This window comes from Agrobacterium sp. 10MFCol1.1, assembly GCF_000381165.1.
GTDB classification, from domain to species: domain Bacteria; phylum Pseudomonadota; class Alphaproteobacteria; order Rhizobiales; family Rhizobiaceae; genus Agrobacterium; species Agrobacterium tumefaciens.
On the sequence record NZ_KB906074.1, the window covers coordinates 432,524 to 456,988 of the forward strand.

Sequence of the window (24,465 nt, forward strand, 5' to 3'; positions counted from 1 at the left end):
GGCGGCCGCATACCGGCCGCCTGCTCGCCACATGAAAAGGGATGGACAAAATGACGAGCTATACATTCGACGCGCTGAAGATGGATGTGGCCGAAGGGCGCATCGACACGGTTCTGGCCTGCCTTGTCGACATGCAGGGGCGTCTGATGGGCAAACGGTTCCAGGCGGAGTTTTTCGTTGAAAGCGCCTTTGAGGAAACCCATAGCTGCAACTATGTGCTTGCCACCGACATGGAGATGGAAACCGTTCCCGGTTACAAATCCTCAAGCTGGGAAAAGGGCTATGGCGACTATACGCTGAAGCCCGACCTTTCGACGCTGCGGAAGGTGCCGTGGCTGGAAGGCACGGCGCTGGTTCTGTGCGATGTGCTCGATCACCACACCCATGAAGAAGTGCCGCATTCGCCGCGCGCGCTGCTGAAAAAGCAGGTGGCGCGGCTGGAGGCGATGGGGCTGAAGGCCTATATGGCCACCGAGCTCGAATTTTTCCTGTTCGACCAGACCTTCGATGCGGCACGCGCCAGCGGCTACAGGGACCTGAACCTCGCCAGCGGCTACAACGAAGACTATCATATCTTCCAGACGACCAAGGAAGAGGACGTCATGCGGGCGCTGCGCAAGGGCCTGCAGGGTGCGGGAATTCCGGTCGAGAATTCCAAGGGCGAGGCGTCTCCCGGTCAGGCGGAAATCAATGTGCGTTATGCCGAGGCGCTGACCATGGCCGACCGGCACGCCATCATCAAAAACGCCACCAAGGAGATCGCCTGGTCGAAGGGTAAGGCGGTGACGTTCCTTGCCAAGTGGAACTACAATGCCGCTGGCAGTTCCTCGCATATCCACCAGTCGCTGTGGAGCCTGGATGGCAAGCCGGCTTTCCTCGACAAGGATGGCGAACACGGCATGTCGGATGTGATGCGGCATTATGTTGCCGGGCTTCTGGCGCATGCCAGCGACATCACCTATTTCCTGGCGCCCTACATCAATTCCTACAAGCGTTTCATGGCTGGCACTTTCGCGCCGACCAAGGCGATATGGAGCCTCGACAACCGCACGGCAGGATACCGCCTTTGCGGCGCGGAAACCAAGGGCATCCGTATCGAGTGCCGTGTCGGCGGGTCGGATCTCAATCCCTATCTCGCCATGGCCGCTCTTCTTGCGGCGGGCATTGACGGCATTGAAAATAAACTCGAACTTGAGCCCGCTTTTGTCGGTGACGCCTATGGCGGGAAGGACGTGCGCGAGATACCCAAGACATTGCGCGACGCGACCGCCTTCCTGGACGGATCGAAAATGCTGCGTGAGGCCTTTGGCGACGACGTGGTCGATCACTACGTGCACGCCGCAAGGTGGGAGCAGGAAGAATACGACCGCCGCGTGACCGACTGGGAAGTGGCGCGCGGTTTCGAGAGAGCCTAATCATTACGGGAAAACATCATGACCATGATCCAGAATATCTCGCCCATCGACGGCTCGGTTTATGCCGAGCGGGAGGCGATGTCGCTGGAAGCGGCGCGCGCCGCCGTTTCGAAAGCGCGCAAGGCGCAGAAGGACTGGGCGCGACGTCCGCTTGAGGACCGCGTTCAGCTGGTTCTCAAAGGTGTGGCGCGCCTTAACGAAATGGTGGCCGAGGTGGTGCCGGAACTGGCGCATATGATGGGCCGCCCGGTTCGCTATGGCGGCGAGTTCAAGGGCTTCAACGAGCGCTCCAATTATGTCGCCTCCATTGCGGCGGATGCGTTGGCGCCGCTCGTCATCGAGGAAAGCGGCAATTTCGAACGCCGCATCGAGCGCGAAGCACATGGCGTGGTCTTCGTCATCGCGCCGTGGAACTATCCCTACATGACGGCGATCAATACCGTTGCCCCGGCTCTGATGGCCGGCAACACAGTCGTCATCAAACATGCGGCGCAAACGCTTCTCGTCGGCGAGCGGATGGTGCGGGCTTTCGTCGAGGCGGGCGTGCCTGACGATGTCTTCATCAATGTCTTCCTCGATCACGGCACGACCTCGGCGCTGATTTCCGAAGGCCTGTTCAATTTTGTCAACTTCACCGGTTCGGTGGAAGGCGGCCGAGCCATTGAGCGTGCTGCTGCCGGCACCTTCACCGGTCTCGGGCTTGAACTCGGCGGCAAGGACCCCGGCTATGTGATGGAGGATGCTGATCTCGACGCTGCCGTCGATACGCTGATGGATGGCGCGACCTATAACTCCGGGCAATGCTGCTGCGGCATCGAGCGTATCTACGTCAACGAAAACCTCTATGACGCATTCGTCGAGAAGTCCGTGGCGTGGGTGTCCAACTACAAGCTCGGCAATCCGCTGGAACAGGAAACGACACTCGGGCCGATGGCCAACAAGCGTTTCGCCAAGGTGGTGCGCGCACAGATCGCTGATGCCGTCTCAAAGGGCGCCAAGGCTTTGGTCGATCCCAAGCTTTTCCCTGCCGATGACGGCGAGAGCGCTTACGTCGCTCCGCAAGTGCTCGTCAATGTCGATCATTCCATGGAGTTCATGACCGAAGAAACCTTCGGCCCCGCTCTTGGCATCATGAAGGTGAAAAACGACGACGAGGCCATCGCCCTGATGAATGACAGCAAATATGGCCTCACTGCCTCGCTCTGGACGCAGGATGCAGCGCGTGCCGGGCGTATCGGCCGTGAGATCGAAACCGGCACCGTGTTCATGAACCGTGCGGATTATCTCGATCCCGCGCTCTGCTGGACAGGTGTGAAGGAAACGGGCCGTGGCGGCTCGCTTTCCGTTCTCGGTTTCCAGAACCTGACCCGACCGAAATCCTACCATCTGAAGAAAGTCACGAAATGAATATCGTCGCCAACTGGAGCTATCCCACCGCCGTCAAGCTTGGCCGTGGCCGGATCAAGGAACTGGCGGAAGCCTGCAAGACGCTCGGCATCAAGAAGCCGCTTCTCGTCACGGATCGCGGCCTTGCCAATATGGCGATTACCGCGCATGCGCTCGATGTACTGGAAGAGGCTGGGCTCGGCCGGGCGATCTTCGCCGACGTCGATCCGAACCCCAACGAAATCAACATGGAAGCCGGCGTAAAAGCCTATCGCGATGGCGGCCATGACGGCGTCGTCGCCTTCGGCGGTGGTTCCGGCCTCGATCTTGGCAAGACCATCGCATTCATGGCCGGGCAGACGCGCCCGGTCTGGGATTTCGAGGATATCGGTGACTGGTGGACGCGGGCGGACGCCTCGAAGATTGCGCCCATCGTCGCGGTTCCGACGACGGCGGGCACCGGTTCGGAAGTTGGCCGCGCCAGTGTCATCACCAATTCGCAGACCCATGTGAAGAAGATCATCTTCCATCCAAAGCTTTTGCCCGGCGTCGTCATCTGCGATCCGGAACTGACTGTCGGCATGCCGAAGGTCATCACGGCAGGCACGGGCATGGACGCCTTTGCCCATTGCCTCGAAGCCTATTCGTCGCCGTTCTTCCATCCGATGAGCGCCGGCGTTGCGCTTGAAGGCCTGCGTCTGGTCAAGGAATTCCTGCCACGCGCCTATAAGGACGGCACGGATATCGAAGCGCGCACCAATATGATGGCGGCGGCTGCGATGGGGGCGGTTGCCTTCCAGAAGGGTCTCGGCGCCATTCACTCGCTCTCGCATCCGATCGGCGCTGTCTATAACACCCATCACGGCATGACCAATGCCGTGGTCATGCCTGCCGTCCTGCGTTTCAACCGCCCGGCCATCGAAGACAAGATTGCCCGCGCTGCCGCATATCTAGGCATTTCGGGCGGTTTCGATGGTTTCTATGATTATGTGCTGGAGCTTCGCAAGGAACTCGGCGTGCCTGATAACCTAACCGCCATGGGCATTAAGCCTGACCGCATTGACGAACTGGCGGCAGAAGCGATCAAGGATCCGAGCTGCGGCGGCAATCCGGTGCCGATGACGCTGGAGAATACCAGGAAATTGTTTGAGGACTGCTTTTAAAGGGTAGTTATGGCAGCCATGAGATTTTCAGTTTTTTCGCCATTGCTCGCAGTGGCGTTTCTAAGCCTGCCCCTTGCGGCGCAGGCCGCTTCTTTCAAGGAACTTTCCGGTCAGGGTTACAAAGTCGGAGCTCTGTCGAGCACTAAGGCGGGAATCCGGGGATGGAATTTGTCCAGGGGTTCAGACCGCTATTTCTGTGAAATGCGCGCGACTATGGCGTATTCTGGAAAGAACGGCATGGTGTCCTTCACGAGCGCCGGACGCATGATTACGCTTGATCGTGCAACCGTTGAGAAAAGGCTGGGCAGTTCCCTGAACTTGCCGAAGTACGAGGATCTAAAAGCCGGTCGCCTGCGTGCGGACGATGTGGGTTCCTGCCGAAAGCTGGCGTGATCAATCAGATGGCAAAAGCCCGCGATTTATCGCGGGCTTTTTGTTGTCCACACAAACGATCTTAGTCTTTTCTTAACCATGTTCGTTAAGGTTATGGAAAGCACCATGATTGGTTCGGTGCGTGAATGAGCATGAAACAGCTCTGATCATCAGGGGATATCATGCCTGTCATTACTTTTGCCAACACCAAGGGCGGCGCGGGAAAAACAACTGCCGTATTGCTTCTGGCAACCGAACTTGCCCGCAGCGGCCACCGCGTGACGGTTCTGGATGCCGATCCGCAATTGTGGATTTCCCGCTGGCACGAATTATCAGGCGAGATCGAAAATCTCTCGGTAATTTCGCATGTGACGATGGCGTCTCTCGAGGGGCATATCCGCGAAAACAATGCCAATACCGACTGTTTCATCATCGATCTGCCGGGAGCGAAAAACCCGCTTCTGACCATGGCGCTTGGTATTTCCGATCATGTGCTGATACCGGTGCAGGGCTGCGCCATGGATGCGCGTGGGGCTGCGGAGGTTCTTGACCATATCGAGTTCCTGAACCGCAAGATGGGCAAGGCGATCGCCCACTCCATCGTGCTGACGCGGGTCAACGCCATGGTGGCGACCCGCTCGCTGCTGCTTGTCAAAATGCTGCTGGCCGAGAAGAACGTTTCGGTTCTGAATACGCCGATTGTCGAAAGAGCGGCTTATCGCGATATCTTCGATTATGGCGGAACGCTTCTCTGTCTCGACAAGGACAAGGTCAGCAATATCGACAAGGCGGTGGAGAATGCGAAAGCATTCGCGAGCGAGTTGCTAGGCCTTTTGCCGAAACCCCTGTCGCGGTTGGGCACCCAACCCGCGCGCTTTTTCACCCGCAAGGCGGCTTGAAAACACTCCCAATGCCCGGACTGCTGGAGGTGCGGGCATTATTTTTGCTTGATTTGGAAATGATCATTTCCTATATTGCGATCATGACCGATACCAGCCACACCAATTCCCCGGAACAACGCCATCGCGGCAGGCCGCGCGAGTTCGATATTGACCGCGCGCTTGATGGAGCAATCCGTGTTTTTTCTAGGCGCGGGTATCACGCCACCTCTGTCGGTGATCTTACAGATGCGATGGAACTGGCGCAGGGCAGTCTCTACAAGGCTTTCAAGGACAAGAAATCCATCTTCATCGCGACGATGGAGCGCTACAGGACCTTGCAGACGGAGCGGTTTGAAGCCGCCGTTGCCGGTTATGATACCGGTTACGAGCGTTTGCGAGCCGGCCTGATGTTTTATGCGGAACGGTCGCACGGTGCCACCGGTTCGGATGGATGCCTCGTGGTTGGCGCCGCCGCCGATCTTGCCGCACTGGACGACGATATCGCTGTCGTGGTCGAGCGGGCGGTGAAGGCGAGGGAGCGGATCGTTGCCCGGCTGGTGGCTGAGGGGCAGAGGGATGGTTCCGTGCAGTCGAAGACTGATCCCGATGATCTCGCCAGAGCGATGTTGTGCATGATGTACGGGATGCGGGTGGTGGGAAAGACCGGGCGCAGTCTGGAAGAGATGACGGCCGTGGTGGATATCGCCCTGAAACTTGCCGAATAATTTTGTGGCTATTTAGGAAACATTCGTTTCCATATTGGAGAAAATGATGACGACGCGTGTAGTTGAAGGGGAGGATGTTTACGAAACATCCATTTCCCCGGCCCTGACTTTTCTACTGGCTACCGCCTGCGGACTGATTGCGGCTAATCTTTATTATGGCCAGCCCCTTGCCGGCATCATCGGGGCGGAGCTTGGCCTGTCTGCCGGCGCAACCGGTCTGATCGTGACCCTGACGCAGATCGGCTACGGCGTCGGCCTGCTGTTCGTCGTGCCGCTTGGCGATCTGGTCGAGAATCGCAGGCTGGTCGTCAGCACCGTTTCGATGGCGGTGCTTGCGCTCCTCGCGGCGGCTTTTGCCCCGCATGCGGCACCTTTTCTGATTGCGGCCTTTCTGGTCGGTATCAGTTCGGTCGCGGTGCAGGTTATCGTTCCCTATGCGGCGCACATGGCGCCGCACGCTGTTCGAGGGCGGGTGGTCGGCAATGTCATGAGCGGATTGATGGCGGGTATCATGCTGGCGCGCCCGGTCTCCAGCCTCCTGTCGGAAGTCGTCTCCTGGCGCGGTGTGTTCCTGACTTCGGCTGGCGTCATGGCAATTCTCGCCGTTGTGCTCTATCGCCTTTTGCCCGTTCGTGTGCCTGAGGCAAGGCTGGGTTATGGGGCGTTGATGGCCTCCATGGGCAGGCTTGCCGCCCATACGCCTATCCTGCGGCGGCGGGCGATCTATCACGCCTTCCTGTTTGCGGCCTTCAGCCTGTTCTGGACGACGACGCCGCTTTATCTGAGCGGGCCGCATTTCAATCTCAGCCAGGGCCAGATTGCGCTGTTTGCCCTTGCCGGTGCAGCAGGCACCGTCGCCGCCCCGATTGCGGGGCGCATGGCTGACCGGGGCTGGACCTATGCCGCTACTTTTGCCGCGATGGTGGCAGCGGCGCTGTCATTCGCCGTCACGCATCTTGCACCCGAAGGATCGCATCTGGCACTTGGCATTCTCGTGGTCGCCGCCATCGTTCTCGATTTCGGCGTCACCACCAATCTGGTGCTCGGTCAGCGCGCCATCTTCACGCTCGGCGCCGAATTCCGCAGCCGTCTGAACGGCGTCTACATGGCGACATTTTTCATGGGCGGTGCGATTGGCTCTGCCGTCGGCGGCTGGGCCTATTCCGTCGGGGAATGGGGTGCTGCGTCCTGGGTCGGCTTTGCTCTACCAGCGGCAGCGCTGCTTTACTTCCTGACTGAAAAGCGCGGATAACATTCATCAACGAAAAAGCCCGGCGGAATGACATCCGCCGGGCTTTTGCAATTCGTCTTCGCGGTCAATCCTATTCCGCGAACTCAACCACGACGCCGGGTCGGACCATTTTTGCCAGCTCCGTCGCATCCCAGTTGGTGAGGCGGATACAGCCGTGGCTGTTGGTCTTGCCGATCTTCGAGGGTTCCGGCGTGCCGTGGATACCGTAGGTCGGTTTGGAAAGGGCAATCCAGACTGTGCCAACAGGGCCGTTTGGACCGGGCGGAATTTGCAGGATCTTGTCGTTCTGGCCCTGCCTGAAGTTGATCTTCGGATTGTAGGTGTAACCCGGATTAAGCGCGACGCGCTCGACGGTGTGCGTGCCGCTTGGCGAAGGCGTGTCCGTAGAACCGATGGTGGCGGGATAGGCGGCGATCAGAGCACCATCCTCTCCATAAGCGAAGACCTGCTTGATGCCCTTATGCGCGACGATGCGGGCCACCTGTCCCTTTTTCGGTTCCCCCGGATTGACGACCTTGATGATGGTGCCGGGCACGGAAAAATCGATGCCGGGGTTCAGTTCTTTCAGATAGGTCTCGTCCATGTGGAAGCGTTCGGCCAACGCCTCCGACGTGGAGGTGAAGGAGAGGGCGGGTAGCTGCGACTTCTCCGCATAGTCATCCGGAATGGAAGCGACATAGGGGCCGGCTGCATCGGCTGCGGTGATCGTATAATCGACGATCGGCATGCCGCCGGAGGCGCGCAGACGCTCGAGAATGTCCTCGGAATTGTTCGGGTCGAGCTTTTCGCCGGTCATGTCCTGCCAGGCGGCAATCGCCTTGTTGACGTTGTCGCCCATCTTGCCATCGATCACGCCGGGCGAGATGCCTTCGCGGTCGAGGAAAGTCTGAAGTGCTACGATCTCCTGGCGGGACCGGTTGACCGGTGTGGTGACGGGCGTGTGGCGCTCGATCAGGTGCTGCGGCTGCGGAACGGCAGCCGTGGTGCTTTCTTCGGGCATCGGCTGGTTGAGCGGCGCGCTTTCGACGGCGCCCGGGCCGGGAACCGAGCCGGTATAGACATCGTCGCCGGAACCATTGCCGCGATATTCGCGGTAATCGCGCACGCTTCCATTATCCTGATAACCGTAATCGCGCTGCGGCTCACGATATTCACCGCCGGGGGCCGGGGGATAGTAGGTGGTGTCGCGTTGCTGTACCTGTTGCCGCTGCTGATAGCCTGACGGCATTTCAGTGGCCAGCAGGTTGCCGTACCGGTCATAAAATACCGTGCGGCCCATATTGTCGCGACTGATGACGATGTCGCCACGTTGGGGCACGAAATCGAGAACACGGCCATCCGGCGTCACCAGAACCGGCTGTTCCTGATAGCCATAACGCTGCTGCGCGCCAGCCTGTAGAGGCGCGCAAACCGCCGCCAAGGCAATCGCCAGACCCAGAGCTGCGTTAACAAACTGTTTCACGATTCTGCTATCCCTTACTTCGTTCACCGATAAACACACCGTAATCTTGACCCTATTGTGAAAAAGGTGAATTCACGGTTAAAGCAATCTTAATTTACGTCACGGTTAGTAGCGTTTCCGTGATTATTGCGCTTTTACTGCCACAGGGAGGTTGTCTTGCGTTCGTTTCAGGCCGGCAAATCGCCACGCATTTTCCTCGATGAAACCTCCGTTTTCGATATTGGCGCCTGTGTTGTCGATGGTATCGACATCGCGCCCGGCCGTGCCATTCCAGATGATGGCGATCCGCGCATCGACCATTCGCTTGAAGGCTTTCTGTTCACCTGCGGTCCCGATCATATCCGCCATCCCGAACCGATCGGCGGTGAGGGCGAGGGGCGTCGATATCCGTTGCATGGGTCCCTCTCCGCGCATCCCGCCAAGATAGTTGCCTTCGACGTTCATGAGTCCAATGCATTGGCGCGTGCCGAGGTTCCCGTGAACCTTGCCGATGGCGACACGGCCCTTCTTGAGCGGACATGGCGCATCGATGGCGAAAGCGGAGAAGTGAGCCTCGATGACCGGATCGTCAATACGAGTTCGCGGCCGATACCGGTCTTTCTGATGTACCACATGAATGTTGGCGCGCGGTTGTTTGACGAGGCCGTTCGGCTAGAAGGTGCCATGTTCGATGGCGGTGGTCATGGCTGGCGCTTTGGCGAGGAGCCGGGCACGGTGTTCTGTGTTCCCGCCGGTCAGGACGAATGGGCGGAACTTGCGCTCGGTCCGATTGCTACAATTGGTGGCAAGACGCTGAAAGTACGTTTCGGCACGGAGACGTTGCCCTATCTGCAGATGTGGCGGAACCAGAAGGATCCGGCCAATGTGCTTGGCATCGAACCGGTTTCGCACCGCTGGGTGGGGCGCGGCGAGCTTGAGGCCGCCGGCGAGTTCAATATGCTGCCGCCGGGCGAAAGCCGCTCCTATGGTCTTCGCTTTTCCATCCTCTGAATAGGCGACTGAATGGTGTACCGAATGAAGGCGCCGCATCATTGACGCAAGAGTTTTGAGCCCTTACATCGGATGCGGATTTCAGACAGTGGCGACAGCGTGCCAGCGGCGCCAAGGCGCCGGTTTAAGCGGAGGCATTATTATGGATATCAGGCGCATAGACGACGAATATTCGGTCACGGGACAGATCAGCGTTGCCGATCTCGACGAGGTCAAGGCGCTCGGCTTCAAGTCGATCGTCTGCCACCGCCCTGACGGCGAAGAAGAAGGCCAGCCGCTTTTCGCCGATATTGCCGAGCGTGCCGAACAGCTTGGCCTGACCATCGTGCATGTACCGGTTGGCCGCTACGGCGTCGATGCGGATGCGGTTACCGGCATGGTGGATGCGCTTGACGAATTGCAGCGCCCGATGCTCGGCTATTGCCGTTCCGGCGCGCGCTCGACCGCGATCTACGAAAAGACCCATCACCTGCGCGGCTGATTTTCCGCGGATAATTCGACTTTCTAAAGCCAATCAACAGGAGTTTTCCATGACCATCAAGCGTATCGAACCGGGCAAGCGCATGAGCGGCGCCGTCATCCACGGCAACACCGTTTATCTGGCCGGCCAGGTCGGTGAGGGCGTGTCCGTGACCGATCAGAGCAAGTCGGCGCTGGCTGAAGTCGATCGTCTGCTGGCCGCTGCCGGTTCAGACAAGTCGAAGATCCTGCAGACCATCATCTACCTCTCCGACATGTCCACCTTCGGCGAAATGAACGCCGTCTGGGAAGGCTGGATCGACCCGGCAAACCCGCCGGCCCGCGCCACCAGCGAAGCGGCGCTTGCTACTCCGGACTACAAGGTTGAGTTCATCGTTACCGCTGCTCTCTGAGTAACGGTTTGATTTTGAGAAAGGCCGGGTTGCGGAATGCAGCCCGGCCTTTTTTGTTGGGAAAATTCGAAACGCCCGTTTTGTCATCCTCGGGCTTGCCCCGAGGATCCAATCACGTATCGCAAATTGATAGGTAGCAGATGCTCGGAACAGGCCCGAGCATGACGGAGGAGAGGCGATTGTCTCAGGTTTGTGAATCGCTTGCGCCCTTCATTTCAGAAGCTAAGCAAGCGCCTTCTCAAGCTGCTTCAACGTCTTCACCCGTTCTGCAAACCACAGCCGTGCCAGGTCGTTGGCTGAGGCGAGGTCGATACCATCAGGGTCTATGGAAGTGATTTTCCAGCGTGCGGTTTTCGCACCCGCAAGAGCGGCCAGCCGTGATGCCTCGCCCTTGATGGCGTTGAGGCGCACGGCCTCGTCCGCTGCCGCAGCCATCAGCTGTTCCGCGCCGGAAAGGTCACTGCGCAGATCGGCAGGTGTGATGTTGCTGGCATTGCGGGCAGGGCCACCATTGATCTGCACGCCCTCTGTCCGCAGCCGGTAGAGCCTTGTATCGGGAAGAGAGAGGTAGAGTTTTGCCTTGGGATAGCGGTCGATGTAGCGCTGTCTGGCAAGCGGGATTTCTTCCGGATCGATCAGTTCCGCCTTGCCTACCAGTGTCAGCCGCGGCAGCGTCAGCGCGTCACCCTTGCCGAAGGGGGCAAGTGTCAACGAGATGCGCGGGTCGGCCTCCATGTTTCGGGCATGCAGCGTCAGGCCCGCCGCGAAGAAGAACGGCGTACCATCCGGCTCTATGCCGATATTGGTGGCGGTCGTATAGGGATAACCGCTGACCGGATCGAGGGTCGCGAGCGCCGCAGTGCGGGATGTGTGCAGGACATCGCGTGCCACGCGCACGGCCTCGAATGGCGCACCGGCCGAAGGTTCGATCTTTGCGCCGCGTGGGGTGATGACGGGAGGGGCTGCATCCGGCATGTCGTTTCCTAACCTGTATGTTCTAGTCAGGATTTACACCATGCCGGAGCCATGTCCATGCGCAATATCAGGTCCGGCTTCTGATCTGGGTCAGCGTGCGGGTTGGCGTGATCGCTTCGGCATCCAGCTTCACCTCGATGATGGCGGGCTTGCCGCTTGCCCGGGCGCGTTCGAAGGCGGCGGCGAAGTCTTGCGTCTTTTCGACCGTTTCGCCGTGGCCACCATAGGCCTTGGCGAAGGCCGCGAAATCCGGGTTGACGAGATCGGTGCCGCTGACGCGGCCGGGATATTCCCGTTCCTGATGCATGCGGATCGTGCCATAGGTGCCGTTATTGACCAGCACGGTGATGATCGGCAGTCCATACCGCACGGCGGTGATGAATTCCTGCCCATGCATCATGAAGCAGCCATCACCGGCAAAGCAGATCACCTCGCGCTCGGGAAACAGGTGCTTGGCGGCCACAGCCGCGGGCAGGCCGTAACCCATCGAGCCGGAGGTCGGCGCCGATTGAGTGTTGAAGCGGCGGAAGCGGTGGAAGCGGTGCACCCAGGTGGCATAGTTGCCCGCGCCATTGGTGAAGATGGCATCATCCGGCACGTTGGCCTCGATCCAGTCCATGATCGGACCCATCTGCACCGCGCCCGGACCGGTCTGCGGCGGTGTCGACCAGGTAAGGTAAGCCGAATGCATGGTGGCCGTGCGGTCCGCCCAGGCGGCGTTATCGGGGAGCGTTACGGAAGAAAGGGCGGCGACGAAATCATCCGGTGAGGCGCAGATTGCGAGATCGGGGCGATAGACGCGGCCAAGCTCTTCGGCTTCCGGGTAGATGTGGACAAGTTTCTGCGACGGGTAGGGAATGTCGATCAGCGTGTAGCCGGAGGAAGGCATTTCCGAGAGGCGACCGCCGAGCAGCACCACGAGGTCGGCTTCCTTGATTTCCTTCGCCAAGGCCGGGTTGATGCCAATTCCGACATCGCCCGCGTAAGATGGGCTCAAGTGATCGAACAGCATCTGGCGACGGAAGGAACAGCCGATGGGCAGTTTGTTCCTTTCGGCAAAAGCCGTGAAGCTTGCGACGCTTTCTTCGGACCAGCGTGTGCCGCCTATGATGAAGATTGGCCGCTTGGCCTCGCCCAGCATTTTTGAGAAAGCGGCGATCTGCGACGGGCCGGGATGCGCTTCGACCGGGGTATAGGGCTTTGCCTCGGGGGCTTCAACCTCTTCAACCAGCATGTCTTCGGGTAACGTCAGCACCACGGGGCCGGGGCGGCCGGAGGTGGCGACGGCAAAGGCGCGGGTGACGAATTCCGGAATGCGGCGCGCATCGTCGATCTCGCCCACCCATTTGGCGAATTCGGTAAAGGCGCGGCGATATTCCACTTCCTGAAACGCCTCACGCTCGCGGGCTTCGCGCTGTACCTGGCCGATGAACAGGATCATCGGAATGGAATCCTGCCTTGCGATATGCAGGCCGGCCGAGGCGTTGGTGGCGCCGGGACCGCGCGTTACCATGCAGATGCCGGGTTCGCCGGTCAGTCTGCCCCAGGTGTCGGCCATCATGGCAGCGCCGCCTTCCTGGCGGCAGACCACGGTTTCGATGCCGCTTTCATAGAGCGCGTCCAGCACCGCCAGATAGCTTTCACCGGGAACGCAGGAAACGCGGGAGACGCCATTGGCTTTCAGCGCTTCGACGATCAGTTGTCCGCCTGTTCTTTTCATTCCGGTTGCTTTCATGGCGTCGTGGTCCTTTCGATGTTTTCCAGTTCGGCCAGCACTTGCGCCTGATGCTCGCCAAGCTTCGGGCTCGGGCGTTCGTAACGCAGCGGCGTCTGTGACATGATAATCGGTGTCCGCACACCGGGGATGACGGTGCCATCCTGCGCCTCGAGATCAACACGCAGGCCGCGTGCCTGAACCTGTGGATCGGCGAACATTTCCTCGATGGAGTTGATTGGCCCGGCCGGTACGGCGTTCTGCTCGCAAGCGGTCAGAAGATCGCGCTTCTGCCATTTCAGCGTTTCGGTGGAAATGATCTGCCGGACCTCGACCTTGTGCGCGACGCGGGCCTTGTTTGTCGCGTAACGCTCGTCATCGGCAATCGCGCCAATGCCGAGAATATTACAGAGGCGGCGGAACTGGCCGTCATTACCGACGGCCAGGATGAGAAAACCATCCTCTGTCGGCATGACCTCATAGGGTGAGATATTCGGATGGGCGTTGCCGAGCCTGATGGGGGCATTGCCGGATATCAGATAGTTCATATTCTGGTTGGCGAGCACTGCCGACTGCACGTCCAGAAGCGCCATGTCGATATGCTGGCCTTCACCTGACCGCATGGCGTGGATCAGCGCGGCCTGAATGGCTGTCACGGAATAGATACCGGTAAAGATATCGGCAACGGCAACGCCCGCCTTCATAGGCTGACCGTCGGGTTCGCCGGTGATCGACATGAAACCGGACATGCCCTGCACGATATAGTCGTATCCGGCGAAATCGGCATAGGGCCCGGTCTGGCCGAAGCCGGTGATGGAGCAGTAGATCAGCTTCGGATTGAGAACCCTGAGACTCTCATAGTCGAGGCCATATTTGGCAAGCCCGCCGCGTTTGAAATTCTCGATGACAACATCGGCGGTTCGCACGAGCCGCCGCACCAGCGCACAGCCTTCCGCCGTCTTGAGATCGGCGACGATGGAGCGTTTGCCGCGATTGGTGGCATGGTAATAGGCGGCGGAGAGGTTTTCACCATCGGCGCTTTCGACAAAGGGCGGACCCCATGCGCGGGTATCGTCTCCACCTTCAGGGTTCTCGACCTTGATGACATCCGCACCCATATCGGCCAGCATCTGCCCCGCCCAGGGACCGGCCAGAACACGCGCCAGTTCGATGACGCGAATGCCTGATAGTGGCGGTTTCCTGTTCGGCGTTTCGGTCATTTGTCCCCCGGTGTTTTCTGCTTGCCGGTTTATAGACGTCTCCCCGCATTGCCGCATGTGATTTTATCTCATGGACTTATTCCGTTTCGGCAAAGGCTCGTCAGTTGCCAACGACGCGGCTGCACCAGGCGGCGAAATCCGCAGCCACGGCATGCCAGCCGATCTCGTTCAGGGTTTCGTGGCGCATGCCCCGATAGATCGTGTGTTCGACATGGCCGAAACCCGCTTCGCGGAAGCGTTCGGCAAGCCAGACGATCTCCTTGCCGTCATTGGTCGCGGCATCCTGATCGCCGCTGACAAGCAAAATCGGCAGCGTCTTCGGCAGGCGTTCGATGAGCCTCGGCGCACGATAGGACAATTCAAAGACATCCTGCCACAGGGAGACGCTGGCCTCGAACTGGCAAAGCGGATCCTCCACATAAGCGTCCACCGCTACCCTGTCATGGCTCAGCCAGTCCGCATGAGTGCGCTTTTCCGGCATTCTGGCATTCCAGGCACGGAAGGTTGCTTTGGGCAGGATGGCGCTCGGCACATCAGAGCCTTTCAGCATCTTTTCAAGGCGCAGCACGATCTGTGCAAGACGGCCCATGACACCGGGATTGAGGTTGGAATTCCAGATGGACAGACCATCAAAGGCATCCGGATGGCTGACGGCGGTGTTGAGCGCCACAAGGCCGCCCATGGAATGGCCGAACAGGATGACCGGCAGGCCGGGATGTCTTTCGCCGACCATCCGGCGCATCGCCATGACATCGGCAACGACCTTGCTGTCTCCGTCCTTCCAGGCGAAGCGACCGAGAGGCGCATCGGCAGCCTTTGTGCGGCCATGTCCGCGATGATCGTGGGCGTATACCTCGAAACCCTGCTTTGCCATGACATCGGCAAAACGGCGGTAACGGCCGGCGTGCTCCACCAGGCCGTGGCAAATCATCAGCACGCCGCGTGCCGGAGAAAGGGCAGAGGGTTGGTGGCGAAAGGCGATGGATGCGCCTGATGGAGCGTCGAGCCTCTCAATCCGGCTGAACGTCAAGTCATCCGTCGTCTCATTCATGCTTTCACCCGTGCCTGCCATGGTATCCCTTGTCATAATCATGGGGTCATAATCGTGCCAGAGGTTGCCCCAAGGTCCTATTTACCCTACATAGCGGCAAATTTCCCGATACGTACTCTTTAAAATCCGATGTGGAGCATTCGCTACAATGGCACGTCAATTCATCTATCACATGGCCGGGCTGAACAAGTCCTATGGCGCGAAGAAGGTTCTTGAGAACGTCCATCTCTCCTTCTACCCCGATGCCAAGATCGGTATCCTCGGTCCGAACGGTGCCGGTAAGTCGACCGTTTTGAAGATCATGGCCGGTCTCGACAAGGAATATACCGGTGAGGCCTGGCTCGCTGAGGGTGCGACGCTCGGTTATCTCGAGCAGGAGCCGAAGCTCGACGAAAACAAGACCGTGATGGAAAACGTCATGGAAGGTGTGGCGAGCAAGACGGCAATCGTCGACCGCTACAACGAGCTGATGATGAACTATTCCGACGAAACGGCGGATGAGGGCGCAAAGCTTCAGGACATCATTGACAGCCAGAACCTGTGGGATCTGGAAAATCAGGTCGAAATGGCCATGGATGCACTGCGTTGCCCGCCTGGCGACTCGGCAGTAACCGGCCTTTCGGGTGGTGAGCGTCGTCGCGTGGCGCTCTGCAAGCTGCTGCTTTCGCAGCCTGACCTGCTGCTGCTCGATGAACCGACCAACCATCTTGACGCCGAAACCATCGCCTGGCTCGAAAAGCACCTGCGCGACTATCCCGGCGCCGTGATGATGATCACCCACGATCGCTACTTCCTCGACAACGTCACCGGCTGGATTCTCGAACTCGACCGTGGCCGTGGTATTCCCTACGAAGGCAACTATTCCGCCTATCTGCAGGCAAAAGCCAAGCGCATGCAGCAGGAATCCCGCGAAGACGCCTCGCGCCAGAAGGCCATCAGCCGCGAACAGGAGTGGATCGCTTCCAGCCCCAAGGCTCGCCAGACGAAGTCCAAGGCGCGTATCCGCGCTTATGACGAACTGGTGGAAGCCGCTGAAAATCGCCGTCCCGGCGACGCGCAGATCGTCATTCCGGTCGCCGAGCGTCTGGGCCGCGTCGTTATCGAGGCGGAAAACCTCACAAAGTCCTATGGTGACCGGGTTCTGATCGAAAACCTCACCTTCAAGCTGCCTCCGGGCGGCATCGTCGGCGTCATCGGCCCGAACGGTGCTGGTAAAACCACGCTGTTTCGCATGATCACCGGTCAGGAAAAGCCCGATAGCGGTTCGGTGACCATTGGTGAGACCGTGCACCTTGGTTACGTCGACCAGAGCCGCGATACGCTGGCGGGTGACAAAACCGTCTGGGAGGAAATCTCCGGCGGCAACGACATCATCAAGCTCGGCAAGTTCGAAACGAACTCCCGCGCTTATTGCGGCGCCTTCAACTTCAAGGGCGGCGATCAGCAGCAGAAGGTCGGCAACCTCTCCGGTGGTCAGCGTAACCGCGTTCACCTTGCCAAGATGCTGAAGGCAGGCGGCAACGTGCTGCTGCTCGACGAACCGACCAACGACCTTGATACGGAAACGCTGGCAGCGCTCGAAGAAGCGCTGGAAGCCTTCGCCGGTTGCGCCGTTATCATCAGCCACGATCGCATGTTCCTCGACCGTCTGGCCACTCACATCCTCGCCTTCGAGGGTGACAGCCACGTGGAATGGTTCGAAGGCAACTTCGAAGACTATGAAAAGGACAAGGTCCGTCGTCTCGGCCCGGAAAGCATCAAGCCCGGCCGCGTCAGCTACAAGCGCCTGACGCGCTAATCCTGTTCTCGGATCACTTCAGAAAGGCCCGCCCAAAAGCGGGCCTTTTTTGATGCAATAAATGGGGCTTGAGGGGAGAGCGTGGCAAATTGCGCTTGCATCTCGCGTGACGCCGACATAAAGATATCTTTATATGTTGATTAGATTGCAAGGTGCGGCAGACGTGGCGTTCGGTTTGGATAAATTGGTGGATCTCTTGAAGGCGGCCGGCGAGCCGACGCGCTTTCGCTTGCTGGCGCTTCTGGCGGCCGGCGATCTGACCGTCACCGATCTCACCGAAATTCTCGGCCAGTCGCAGCCCCGTATTTCCCGTCATCTCAAGCTTTTGACGGAAGAAGGGTTGATCGAGCGCTATCAGGAAGGCGCCTGGGCCTATTTCCGCCTGCGGCAGGATGGCGAGCCCGCCGTTGTTATCAGGCAGCTGCTGGGCGCCGCATCGCCCTCTGACGCCGTTCTCCAGCGCGACAGTGAACGCCTTGCCACCGTCAAGCGGGTAAGGGCGGAGCGGGCGCAGGATTATTTCAGCCGAAATGCCTCCGCCTGGGACGAGTTGCGCCGCCTGCATGTGAGCGACGAGGCCGTGGAAGGGGCATTGCTGAAGCTGGTCGGAACCACCCCGATCGACTCGCTGCTCGATCTCGGTACCGGGACGGGCCGCATCCTCCAGCTTCTGAGCGGTATCTATCGCCGGGCAATCGGTGTCGATGCCAGCCGCGACATGTTGTCGGTGGCGCGCTCAAATCTGGACAAGGCGGGCGTGGTCAATGCATCCGTTCGCCATGGCGATATTCTCAACCTGCCGCTGGAAGGCCAGGATTTCGATCTGATCGTCATCCATCAGGTCCTGCATTTTCTCGATCAGCCGGAGATCGCGCTTTCCGAAGCCGCCCGCATGTTGCGTCCCGGTGGCCGGCTGATCGTCATCGATCTTGCACCGCATTCCTTCGAGCATCTTCGTGATGAGCATGCGCATGTGCGGCTCGGCTTTTCGCATCCGCTTATGGATGAATGGCTGAAAAAGGCCGGGCTCGTGCTCGACCGTGCCGTCGATCTTCATTCTGAACGGGCGTCCGATGAATCCTTGGACGTCACGATATGGGTTGCCCGCGACCAGCGGCTGCTGATGGCAGACGATGTGGTGCAAGAGGCCGTTTTACTTGCTGCCGGGAGGGCATGATATGTTGAGATCGGAAACCGCGCGCCACAATGGCGAAATCCGGGGGGATATCCGGTTATCTTTCGAGTTTTTCCCGCCCAAGAACCCCGAGATGGAGAACCAGCTCTGGGAAACGGTTGCCGAGCTGAAGAAATGGGATCCGGATTTCGTCTCCGTCACCTATGGCGCGGGCGGTTCCACCAAGGCGCCGACGCTGGATGCGGTGCGTCGGATGATCGGTGACAGTCATCTGCCGACCGCCGCGCACCTGACCTGCGTGGATGCTAGCCGTGACGACGTGCATCAGGTCGTTGAAGAGTTTCGCAATGCTGGCGTTCGCCATTTCGTGGCGCTGCGCGGCGATCCGTCGACCGGTATCGGCACGGATTACAGGCCGCATCCGCAAGGTTACGAGAATGCTGCCGCTCTGGTGAAGGGGCTACGCGATATCAGCGATTTCGAGGTTTCCGTTTCTGCCTATCCCGAAAAGCACCCGGAGAGCGCCAGCGATGCGGTCGATATCGATATGCTGAAGCGCAAGGCGGACAACGGCGCAACGCGGGCGCTGACGCAGTTCTTCTTCGATAATGACGTGTTCGAGCGCTACATGGAGCGGGTTACGGCTGCGGGCATCACCATTCCGGTCGTTCCGGGTATCATGCCGATCCAGAACCTGACCCAGCTCAAGCGTTTCGCCGGCCGCTGTGGTACCAGTGTGCCCAGTTTTCTGGATGAGCGTTTTGCAGGTTATGATGACGATCTCGAGGGACGCGCCCGCGTTGCGGCGGAAGTTGCTGCCGAGCAGATCGCCGATCTTCAACGGCGCGGTGTCAACGAGTTCCATCTCTACACCATGAACCGTGCGCCGCTGGTCGATGCGGTGCTTGAGAACCTCGGTCTTGAGCGTTTGCGCCGCAGCGCCGCCTGATTTCAGATATCCCATTTACGACAGGAAAAAAGCGCAGGCCCGACAGGACCTGCGCTTTTCAAACTCGTGTCATCTACGGTTCTTTTCTGCGTTTGGTCTTCACGTCTAGTCAGATGAAAAGCATCATCGCTACGAACAAAAACGCCAAACCGACTGCCAAGGCATTGAGAGATTTTGTAAGTCCCATGGGTGCCTCCTGTTGTTGACAGGTTCGATAATATGACCGTTTTGTGGCACTTGAAAAGCGGTTTCTGTGATGCGGTGCAGCATGCTTTGCGGCCGCTTAAAAAAGTAACTTCTGTAATTAGTTGAAAATAAAAGATTATTTTCTCATCGCGCAGTGCTTCATATCTTTAAAAAAAGTAAATGACCGGGGTGTTATCCCCAGTCATCCGGTCGAGATTAACAGTTTAAGCCTTGATTCCGGCCGATAGATTAAAGGCCCGAAGGTGCGATTAACACAGGTTAAAGCGCCTGGAGAAGTGCCTGGGTCGGCCATCCATCCGCAGGGATTCCGAGACGCTGCTGTTCCTTCTGGATGGCGACGCGGGTGCCGGAACCTAGAATTCCGTCCACCTTGCCAACATCGTGGCCGCGCGCTTCAAGCTTGGTCTGCAACTCTTTCATCGTCGCGTCATCGAAGCCTGGATCGGGATTGCCCTTGTTATAGACAGGGGCGCCCATCAGACGGTTGGCGAAATAGGCAGCCGAGGTCGTGTAGATGAACGACTGGTTCCATTCCAGATAGATGTTGAAGTTGGGATAGGTGAGGAAGGTCGGTCCCTTGCGGCCCTGCGGCATGATGAGGGCTGCGGGCAGGGAGGCGAAATTTTTGTTACCGTCGCGAGGGGTCACGCCGAGGGTAAACCAGTCACCGGCGGTAAGCGAACCGCCGAGGCCGGATTTTTCCCAGGGCAGGTTTTCCGGTACGGAAACTTCCTGCATCCAGGGTTCGCCCTTCTTGAAGCCGAGGTGCTGGATGAATTTCGCCGCCGTGAGGATCGCATCCGGTGCGCTGCTCTTGACGTTGACATGGCCATCGCCATCACCATCGATGCCGAAAGCGATGATGTCCTTGGGCAGCATCTGTACCTGGCCGATTTCACCGGCCCACGCACCCGTGTTGGACGTGGGGTCGAGATCGCCGTGCTGGACCATTTCGATGAGCGCCAGCAATTGCGGACGGAAGAGTTCCGGGCGGCGGCAATCGTGCGAGAGGGTCACCAGCGCGTTACGGGTGTTGAAATCGCCCTGGACGGCACCAAAATCGGTCTCCATGGCCCAGAAGGCAGCAATGACGCCAGCCGGTATGCCAAATTCGTTCTCGGCACGGGCAAAGGTTGATGAGAGCTCCTGCAGCTTCTTGCGGCCGATATCGAGACGGGCCTGGCTGACGGTGCGCTGGGAAAATTCGAGGAAGGTCTGGCGGAAGACGCCCTGTGCGCGGTCACGTGAAAGCACTTTGGGGTCTATCTGCGCGCCGGCCAGCGCCTTTTCGATGGCAGCCGCCGGAACACCCTTGGCAGCGGCCTCAGCCTTCACGCCCTCAAGAAATGCGCCGAGATCACCGCCGCAGGCAACCTGCTTTGGATCGTCAGGCGAGGCCACAGGCGGTGTGGCAAGGGCGGAGCCGGTGGAGAGAAGCGACAGAGCGGCGGCAAAAATGATGCTGCGCGACCGAAAAGTGGGCATGGGAATTTCCTCGATAGGTTGTTAGCCCGCTTTACCCACATGTTTGCGACAAAAAAACGGGTCCAGCGATCTGCCGGTGCAGAAGAACGCCGATTTTTCGAATGTGTTGCTTCTTGGCCGTATTATTTGGCCGAGGCGATCCATTTCCGCCAGTTTTTCTCACTTCCGGCGAAGACATTGATGTCGGTTGGGCCGTTGACGCCCGGCACGACGCCGGTGGCCGTATATTGCCAGAACGCCCACTGCCGGTCTTCGTAAATCTTGGCGGGATGCGCGGCCACGGAGCGCACCCAGAAATGGTAATTCTTGAACTGGCCAACGAGGTTGTCGCGGTGGAAGTCGACCGAGGTGTAGATGATCGGGCGCTTGCCGTAATGGGCCTCGAGGCGGTCGAGGAAACGCTGCATCTCGGCACGGACGATGCCAGGAGCCGGGCGCGTCTTGCAGGTGGGGGAGGAGGGGTTCCATTCAACATCGAGAACCGGCGGCAGGGTGACGGCTTCCTTTGGCACGTTGCTGATGAACCAGTCGGCCTGAGCGTCCGCCGTAGAGCAGAAGTAGTAGAAATGGTATGGCGCGTGCAGGATATCTGCCGCCGCCGCGCTGCGCCAGTGGTCCCCAAATTTCGGATCGATGCGGTCTGAGCCTTCGGTGGCCTTGATGAAGACGAAGGAAACGCCGGATTTGCGAACGGTCCGCCAGTCGACGTCGCCATTCCATTTGGACACATCGATACCATGCACCTCGTGGCGATGCGGGTTGTTCGTGCCAAAATCCTGTGGGTCGGTATCGGAGAATTTCGGCTTGGAAACAGAAGCCGTTTCAAGCAGGTCATAGCTCGTGGACGTACAGCCGCCGATCAACAACATAGCCGACAAAAGTGCCGATAGACGCAGCCGCATTGGAACCCTGATGAATTATTGTTGCCCATCCGCAGCCGCAAAATGGCGCGCCGCGTCTCCCGATTTACCCATAACATGGTAAACAAGCCGTTATGGCAAGGGGCAGTGGCCTTTTTTCGGCTCGCAAGTCGCTGGATTCCAAGAGATTTGCGGTCTTTCAGGCGAGCGAAATGCCTGAGCACCTCACTGGCGTATACTTGTAGGACCGTCGGCTGGCAGCGTCTCGCCCGCATTTGCAGAGGCGAGGCGCCGTAACCCTTGAAGATCAGGCGTCTGTCAGAATGCGGCTGACTTTTGGCTGCACTTCGGCGACCGGAAGCGTGATGACGGCCCGCCAGGCGTAACCCCGGGCAATCTCCTCGAATTCGAGATTACCGTCAAAACGGCCTGCCATGTTGGCCAGAACGTAACGGAGATTGGCGCGGGGCGTGACGTGGAAGCGGGTGAGCCATGCCTGCAAAAGTGCGCGGAACCACTTGGGCAATTGTTCCTGCTGGCCGAAATCGACGATGTGCAGCGAGCCGCCGGGCTTGAGAGCTGTCAGCGCCTGTTCGATCGCCTTTTCCCAGTCTGGTATCATCGAAAGCGCATAGGGGATCATGACTCGGTCGAAACCGTCCGGCTGACCGAATTCTGCGGCGCGGAAAGCGGTGGCGTCGGCCACGCGCAGAACGGGGCGTTCCGTCTTTCCGGTAAAATTCTCGGATGCGGTCAGCAGCATTTCGGCGGAGATATCGAGACCGAACAGTCTTGCTTCCGGAAACTTGCGGCTGGCCAGCAGCAGGTTGCGGCCGGTACCGCAGCCGACTTCAAGCAGCGTGCCACCCTTGGGCACGTCTAGGCCGGAAATGGTCCTGTCGCGGCCCAGAAGGTAATATTTGCGGGTAATATCGTAGATATGCCGCTGGTGGCGATACATGCGGTCCATCAGGCTCGCATGCGCCTCATCCGCAAGGCCGACATTCTCGCCGATGGTTTTCATGCCAGAGCCCTCTGATAGATATGGAAGCCGCCATAGATGGCCGAACGGTCCATGGCGTTGAGCTCATTGGAGCGTTCCTCTAGATAGTTCCACTGGTTGCGGATATCGGCGGAGAGACGGCCTTCGATCACGCTCTTTTCGGCAGCGGTGCGGAAGATGACGCGGGCGCCGGGAGCGGCGGTGCGGCTGATCTGCGACCACAATTCGTTGAGCTGCACATCCGTCATCCAGTCCTGTGCATCGAGCAGAATGTAGCGATCGACGCCGTTTGCCGGCTTTTTGGAAAGCAGCTCGGTATAGGTGGCGTGGTGCACGGCAACGCGGGCGGTGTTGTTGCGGATCGTCTCGTAATATTCCCGCTTGAGATAAGCGGGCAGGGCACCCTCATGCGGCTCGGGATAACGGCGCGCGAAGGCCTGCCAGGCGAAATAATTGTCGCTGAGCGGAAAGTTGCAGGCAAGCTTTTCAAGTCGCTCCTTGAGGACGGAGGCGACTGTGCCGTCGTTGGAAAGGCTTGCCAGCTCGTCATATTGGCGGGGCGGAATGCCAAGGCCGAACAGCGAACTTTTTCGCTTCGTCAGCCAGCGCACCACCGGCTTGTCGAACAGCGGTGCGACCTTGCTGTCGAAGAACCGACGCTGTTCATCCAGCGTGCGGCTATTGGCCATTTCGGTCAGCTTGACGCCGTGCAGGCGCGCCATAAGGTGGCCGGCGCCGATGAAACGGCCGAGCAGACCGGTGCGGTATATGTTCCTGTCGAATACCGAGATGCGGCGACGGCCGGACAGGGTGCGTTTCGACCAGTAGGCCTTGGTCGTGTCGTCGAGATGGTCGGCGATGAATCGGTCGTAGCCGTGACTATTGCTGCGCGTATTGGCGCGGCCGAACTGGCGAACCACATCCTGATGGGCCGGGAGATGGCGGAAGGCGGCAAGCTTCAGTTTGTTGAGGGCGATGTGATGCGGGTTAAGATCCACCACATCGATGCTGGCAGGGTTGCGGGAGAGGTAGGCCAGCATGTTGCAGCCACCCGAGCCGATGGTGACGATGCGGTGGCCTTCAGCAAGCTCCATCGCTTCCATATCGATTTCCGGGTCTTCCCAGATTTGCGGATAAACCAGACCGGAAAAGAGAACCCCGAAGAACCGTTCGGAAAAACCGCTTTTCGAGAGCGCCTTGTGCTGGAGCAATGCGGACTTCAGTTTCGTATTCTTGCTGAAGCCGGTCTTGGGTGCCGCACTCGTCATATGTTCACCTCTCAATAGATTGAGAGGCGTCTACAGTCACGACGCTACAGTTTGATGACAGGGGTTGTGGGCCGACGTAACGAATCGAAAAGGCGGTGTGAAACCAACTCAGGTCTCAAGCTTAGATTTGGATGTGACGTCATCCTCGGGCTTGTAACGAGGATCTAAGCACATATCGTAAAATCAAAAGCTTGCAGATCCCAGGGACAAGCCCGAGGATGACAAAAGTGACGTGCTCGACGTTTTTAAGAAAAGCCGCTTTGCCGCATTGCAGTCCCGGCT

22 protein-coding genes are annotated in these 24,465 nt (G+C 59.0%); 13 read left to right on the plus strand and 9 right to left on the minus strand.

Going from position 1 to position 24,465, the window contains the following annotated elements; all coding sequences use genetic code 11:
* The first annotated feature begins 50 nt into the window (after positions 1-50).
* The 7 genes from F617_RS0110430 (at position 51) to F617_RS0110460 (ending at position 7,194) form a co-directional block, all read left to right on the plus strand.
* Positions 51-1,415: a glutamine synthetase family protein gene (locus tag F617_RS0110430; protein ID WP_013636540.1), complete on the plus strand. Its 1,365-nt coding sequence runs from the start codon at positions 51-53 to the stop codon at positions 1,413-1,415.
* Between the two features lie 18 nt (positions 1,416-1,433).
* On the plus strand, positions 1,434-2,822 hold the full coding sequence (locus tag F617_RS0110435) for an aldehyde dehydrogenase family protein (protein WP_013636539.1): 1,389 nt from the start codon (positions 1,434-1,436) through the stop codon (positions 2,820-2,822).
* Complete coding sequence (locus F617_RS0110440; protein ID WP_003513312.1) at positions 2,819-3,964, plus strand: iron-containing alcohol dehydrogenase; 1,146 nt, start codon at positions 2,819-2,821, stop codon at positions 3,962-3,964. The genes F617_RS0110435 and F617_RS0110440 overlap by 4 nt, the downstream gene beginning before the upstream one ends.
* Positions 3,965-3,973: 9 nt before the next feature.
* Positions 3,974-4,357, plus strand: coding sequence for a hypothetical protein (locus F617_RS0110445; protein ID WP_013636538.1), 384 nt, complete (start codon positions 3,974-3,976; stop codon positions 4,355-4,357).
* 161 nt (positions 4,358-4,518) lie between these two features.
* Complete coding sequence (locus tag F617_RS0110450; protein ID WP_019565260.1) at positions 4,519-5,235, plus strand: ParA family protein; 717 nt, start codon at positions 4,519-4,521, stop codon at positions 5,233-5,235.
* A 59-nt stretch (positions 5,236-5,294) separates the two neighbouring features.
* Positions 5,295-5,942 carry a TetR/AcrR family transcriptional regulator gene (locus F617_RS0110455; protein ID WP_026330777.1) on the plus strand — a complete coding sequence of 216 codons (648 nt, stop codon included), beginning with the start codon at positions 5,295-5,297 and terminating at the stop codon, positions 5,940-5,942.
* A gap of 46 nt (positions 5,943-5,988) precedes the next feature.
* Positions 5,989-7,194: an MFS transporter gene (locus tag F617_RS0110460; RefSeq protein WP_019565262.1), complete on the plus strand. Its 1,206-nt coding sequence runs from the start codon at positions 5,989-5,991 to the stop codon at positions 7,192-7,194.
* A 70-nt stretch (positions 7,195-7,264) separates the two neighbouring features.
* Here the strand turns inward: F617_RS0110460 and F617_RS0110465 are convergent, their stop codons facing one another.
* Positions 7,265-8,656: a L,D-transpeptidase gene (locus F617_RS0110465; protein WP_003513302.1), complete on the minus strand. Its 1,392-nt coding sequence runs from the start codon at positions 8,654-8,656 to the stop codon at positions 7,265-7,267.
* 156 nt (positions 8,657-8,812) lie between these two features.
* Between F617_RS0110465 and F617_RS0110470 the strand changes: the two genes are divergently transcribed.
* The 3 genes from F617_RS0110470 (at position 8,813) to F617_RS0110480 (ending at position 10,518) form a co-directional block, all read left to right on the plus strand.
* Positions 8,813-9,646 (plus strand): aldose 1-epimerase family protein, encoded by an 834-nt coding sequence (locus F617_RS0110470; protein WP_019565263.1) that lies wholly within the window; start codon positions 8,813-8,815, stop codon positions 9,644-9,646.
* Positions 9,647-9,788: 142 nt separating this feature from the next.
* On the plus strand, positions 9,789-10,127 hold the full coding sequence (locus tag F617_RS0110475) for a TIGR01244 family sulfur transferase (protein ID WP_003513297.1): 339 nt from the start codon (positions 9,789-9,791) through the stop codon (positions 10,125-10,127).
* 49 nt (positions 10,128-10,176) lie between these two features.
* On the plus strand, positions 10,177-10,518 hold the full coding sequence (locus tag F617_RS0110480; RefSeq protein ID WP_003513295.1) for a RidA family protein: 342 nt from the start codon (positions 10,177-10,179) through the stop codon (positions 10,516-10,518).
* 222 nt (positions 10,519-10,740) lie between these two features.
* Here F617_RS0110480 and F617_RS0110485 read toward each other — a convergent pair whose 3' ends face one another.
* From F617_RS0110485 to F617_RS0110500, 4 genes are all read right to left on the minus strand, one after another.
* Positions 10,741-11,493: a HugZ family protein gene (locus F617_RS0110485; RefSeq protein WP_019565264.1), complete on the minus strand. Its 753-nt coding sequence runs from the start codon at positions 11,491-11,493 to the stop codon at positions 10,741-10,743.
* Positions 11,494-11,560: 67 nt separating this feature from the next.
* The gene (locus F617_RS0110490; RefSeq protein WP_019565265.1) at positions 11,561-13,228 is read right to left on the minus strand and encodes a thiamine pyrophosphate-binding protein; all 1,668 of its coding nucleotides are present in this window, start codon (positions 13,226-13,228) and stop codon (positions 11,561-11,563) included.
* Positions 13,225-14,427, minus strand: a complete 1,203-nt coding sequence (locus F617_RS0110495) for a CaiB/BaiF CoA-transferase family protein (RefSeq protein WP_019565266.1) — start codon at positions 14,425-14,427, stop codon at positions 13,225-13,227. Before F617_RS0110495 ends, F617_RS0110490 begins: the two co-directional genes overlap by 4 nt.
* Positions 14,428-14,527: 100 nt before the next feature.
* A complete protein-coding gene (locus F617_RS0110500; protein WP_019565267.1) occupies positions 14,528-15,499 on the minus strand; it encodes an alpha/beta fold hydrolase in 972 nt (323 codons plus the stop codon).
* A 127-nt stretch (positions 15,500-15,626) separates the two neighbouring features.
* Here F617_RS0110500 and ettA point away from each other — a divergent pair, with 127 nt between their 5' ends.
* The 3 genes from ettA to metF all read left to right on the plus strand — a co-directional run bounded on the left by ettA (position 15,627) and on the right by metF (position 19,360).
* On the plus strand, positions 15,627-17,276 hold the full coding sequence (ettA, locus tag F617_RS0110505; RefSeq protein WP_003513287.1) for an energy-dependent translational throttle protein EttA: 1,650 nt from the start codon (positions 15,627-15,629) through the stop codon (positions 17,274-17,276).
* Between the two features lie 163 nt (positions 17,277-17,439).
* Entirely contained in the window at positions 17,440-18,453 is a 1,014-nt protein-coding gene (locus tag F617_RS0110510; RefSeq protein ID WP_019565268.1) for a metalloregulator ArsR/SmtB family transcription factor, read from the plus strand.
* Between the two features lies 1 nt (position 18,454).
* A complete protein-coding gene (gene metF / locus F617_RS0110515; protein ID WP_013636527.1) occupies positions 18,455-19,360 on the plus strand; it encodes a methylenetetrahydrofolate reductase [NAD(P)H] in 906 nt (301 codons plus the stop codon).
* A 465-nt stretch (positions 19,361-19,825) separates the two neighbouring features.
* Here the strand turns inward: metF and F617_RS0110520 are convergent, their stop codons facing one another.
* The 4 genes from F617_RS0110520 to F617_RS0110535 form a co-directional block, all read right to left on the minus strand.
* Positions 19,826-21,052, minus strand: coding sequence for a lytic murein transglycosylase (locus F617_RS0110520; RefSeq protein ID WP_003513276.1), 1,227 nt, complete (start codon positions 21,050-21,052; stop codon positions 19,826-19,828).
* Between the two features lie 122 nt (positions 21,053-21,174).
* Positions 21,175-21,954 carry a GH25 family lysozyme gene (locus F617_RS0110525; protein WP_013636525.1) on the minus strand — a complete coding sequence of 260 codons (780 nt, stop codon included), beginning with the start codon at positions 21,952-21,954 and terminating at the stop codon, positions 21,175-21,177.
* A 265-nt stretch (positions 21,955-22,219) separates the two neighbouring features.
* Positions 22,220-22,936 (minus strand): class I SAM-dependent methyltransferase, encoded by a 717-nt coding sequence (locus F617_RS0110530; RefSeq protein WP_019565269.1) that lies wholly within the window; start codon positions 22,934-22,936, stop codon positions 22,220-22,222.
* Positions 22,933-24,183 carry a DUF3419 family protein gene (locus F617_RS0110535; RefSeq protein WP_019565270.1) on the minus strand — a complete coding sequence of 417 codons (1,251 nt, stop codon included), beginning with the start codon at positions 24,181-24,183 and terminating at the stop codon, positions 22,933-22,935. The genes F617_RS0110530 and F617_RS0110535 overlap by 4 nt, the downstream gene beginning before the upstream one ends.
* Positions 24,184-24,465 lie beyond the last annotated feature (282 nt).

Bases quoted from the DNA above. Each gene is read 5' to 3' on its own strand.
- F617_RS0110485 (WP_019565264.1), bottom strand. From the start codon at position 11,493: ATGCCGGATGCAGCCCCTCCCGTCATCACCCCACGCGGCGCAAAGATC.
- F617_RS0110460 (WP_019565262.1), top strand. From the start codon at position 5,989: ATGACGACGCGTGTAGTTGAAGGGGAGGATGTTTACGAAACATCCATT.
- F617_RS0110480 (WP_003513295.1), top strand. From the start codon at position 10,177: ATGACCATCAAGCGTATCGAACCGGGCAAGCGCATGAGCGGCGCCGTC.
- ettA (WP_003513287.1), top strand. From the start codon at position 15,627: ATGGCACGTCAATTCATCTATCACATGGCCGGGCTGAACAAGTCCTAT.
- F617_RS0110495 (WP_019565266.1), bottom strand. From the start codon at position 14,427: ATGACCGAAACGCCGAACAGGAAACCGCCACTATCAGGCATTCGCGTC.
- F617_RS0110500 (WP_019565267.1), bottom strand. From the start codon at position 15,499: ATGGCAGGCACGGGTGAAAGCATGAATGAGACGACGGATGACTTGACG.
- F617_RS0110490 (WP_019565265.1), bottom strand. From the start codon at position 13,228: ATGAAAGCAACCGGAATGAAAAGAACAGGCGGACAACTGATCGTCGAA.
- F617_RS0110445 (WP_013636538.1), top strand. From the start codon at position 3,974: ATGGCAGCCATGAGATTTTCAGTTTTTTCGCCATTGCTCGCAGTGGCG.
- metF (WP_013636527.1), top strand. From the start codon at position 18,455: ATGTTGAGATCGGAAACCGCGCGCCACAATGGCGAAATCCGGGGGGAT.
- F617_RS0110520 (WP_003513276.1), bottom strand. From the start codon at position 21,052: ATGCCCACTTTTCGGTCGCGCAGCATCATTTTTGCCGCCGCTCTGTCG.
- F617_RS0110535 (WP_019565270.1), bottom strand. From the start codon at position 24,183: ATGACGAGTGCGGCACCCAAGACCGGCTTCAGCAAGAATACGAAACTG.
- F617_RS0110435 (WP_013636539.1), top strand. From the start codon at position 1,434: ATGACCATGATCCAGAATATCTCGCCCATCGACGGCTCGGTTTATGCC.
- F617_RS0110475 (WP_003513297.1), top strand. From the start codon at position 9,789: ATGGATATCAGGCGCATAGACGACGAATATTCGGTCACGGGACAGATC.
- F617_RS0110450 (WP_019565260.1), top strand. From the start codon at position 4,519: ATGCCTGTCATTACTTTTGCCAACACCAAGGGCGGCGCGGGAAAAACA.
- F617_RS0110440 (WP_003513312.1), top strand. From the start codon at position 2,819: ATGAATATCGTCGCCAACTGGAGCTATCCCACCGCCGTCAAGCTTGGC.
- F617_RS0110525 (WP_013636525.1), bottom strand. From the start codon at position 21,954: ATGCGGCTGCGTCTATCGGCACTTTTGTCGGCTATGTTGTTGATCGGC.
- F617_RS0110530 (WP_019565269.1), bottom strand. From the start codon at position 22,936: ATGAAAACCATCGGCGAGAATGTCGGCCTTGCGGATGAGGCGCATGCG.
- F617_RS0110430 (WP_013636540.1), top strand. From the start codon at position 51: ATGACGAGCTATACATTCGACGCGCTGAAGATGGATGTGGCCGAAGGG.
- F617_RS0110455 (WP_026330777.1), top strand. From the start codon at position 5,295: ATGATCATTTCCTATATTGCGATCATGACCGATACCAGCCACACCAAT.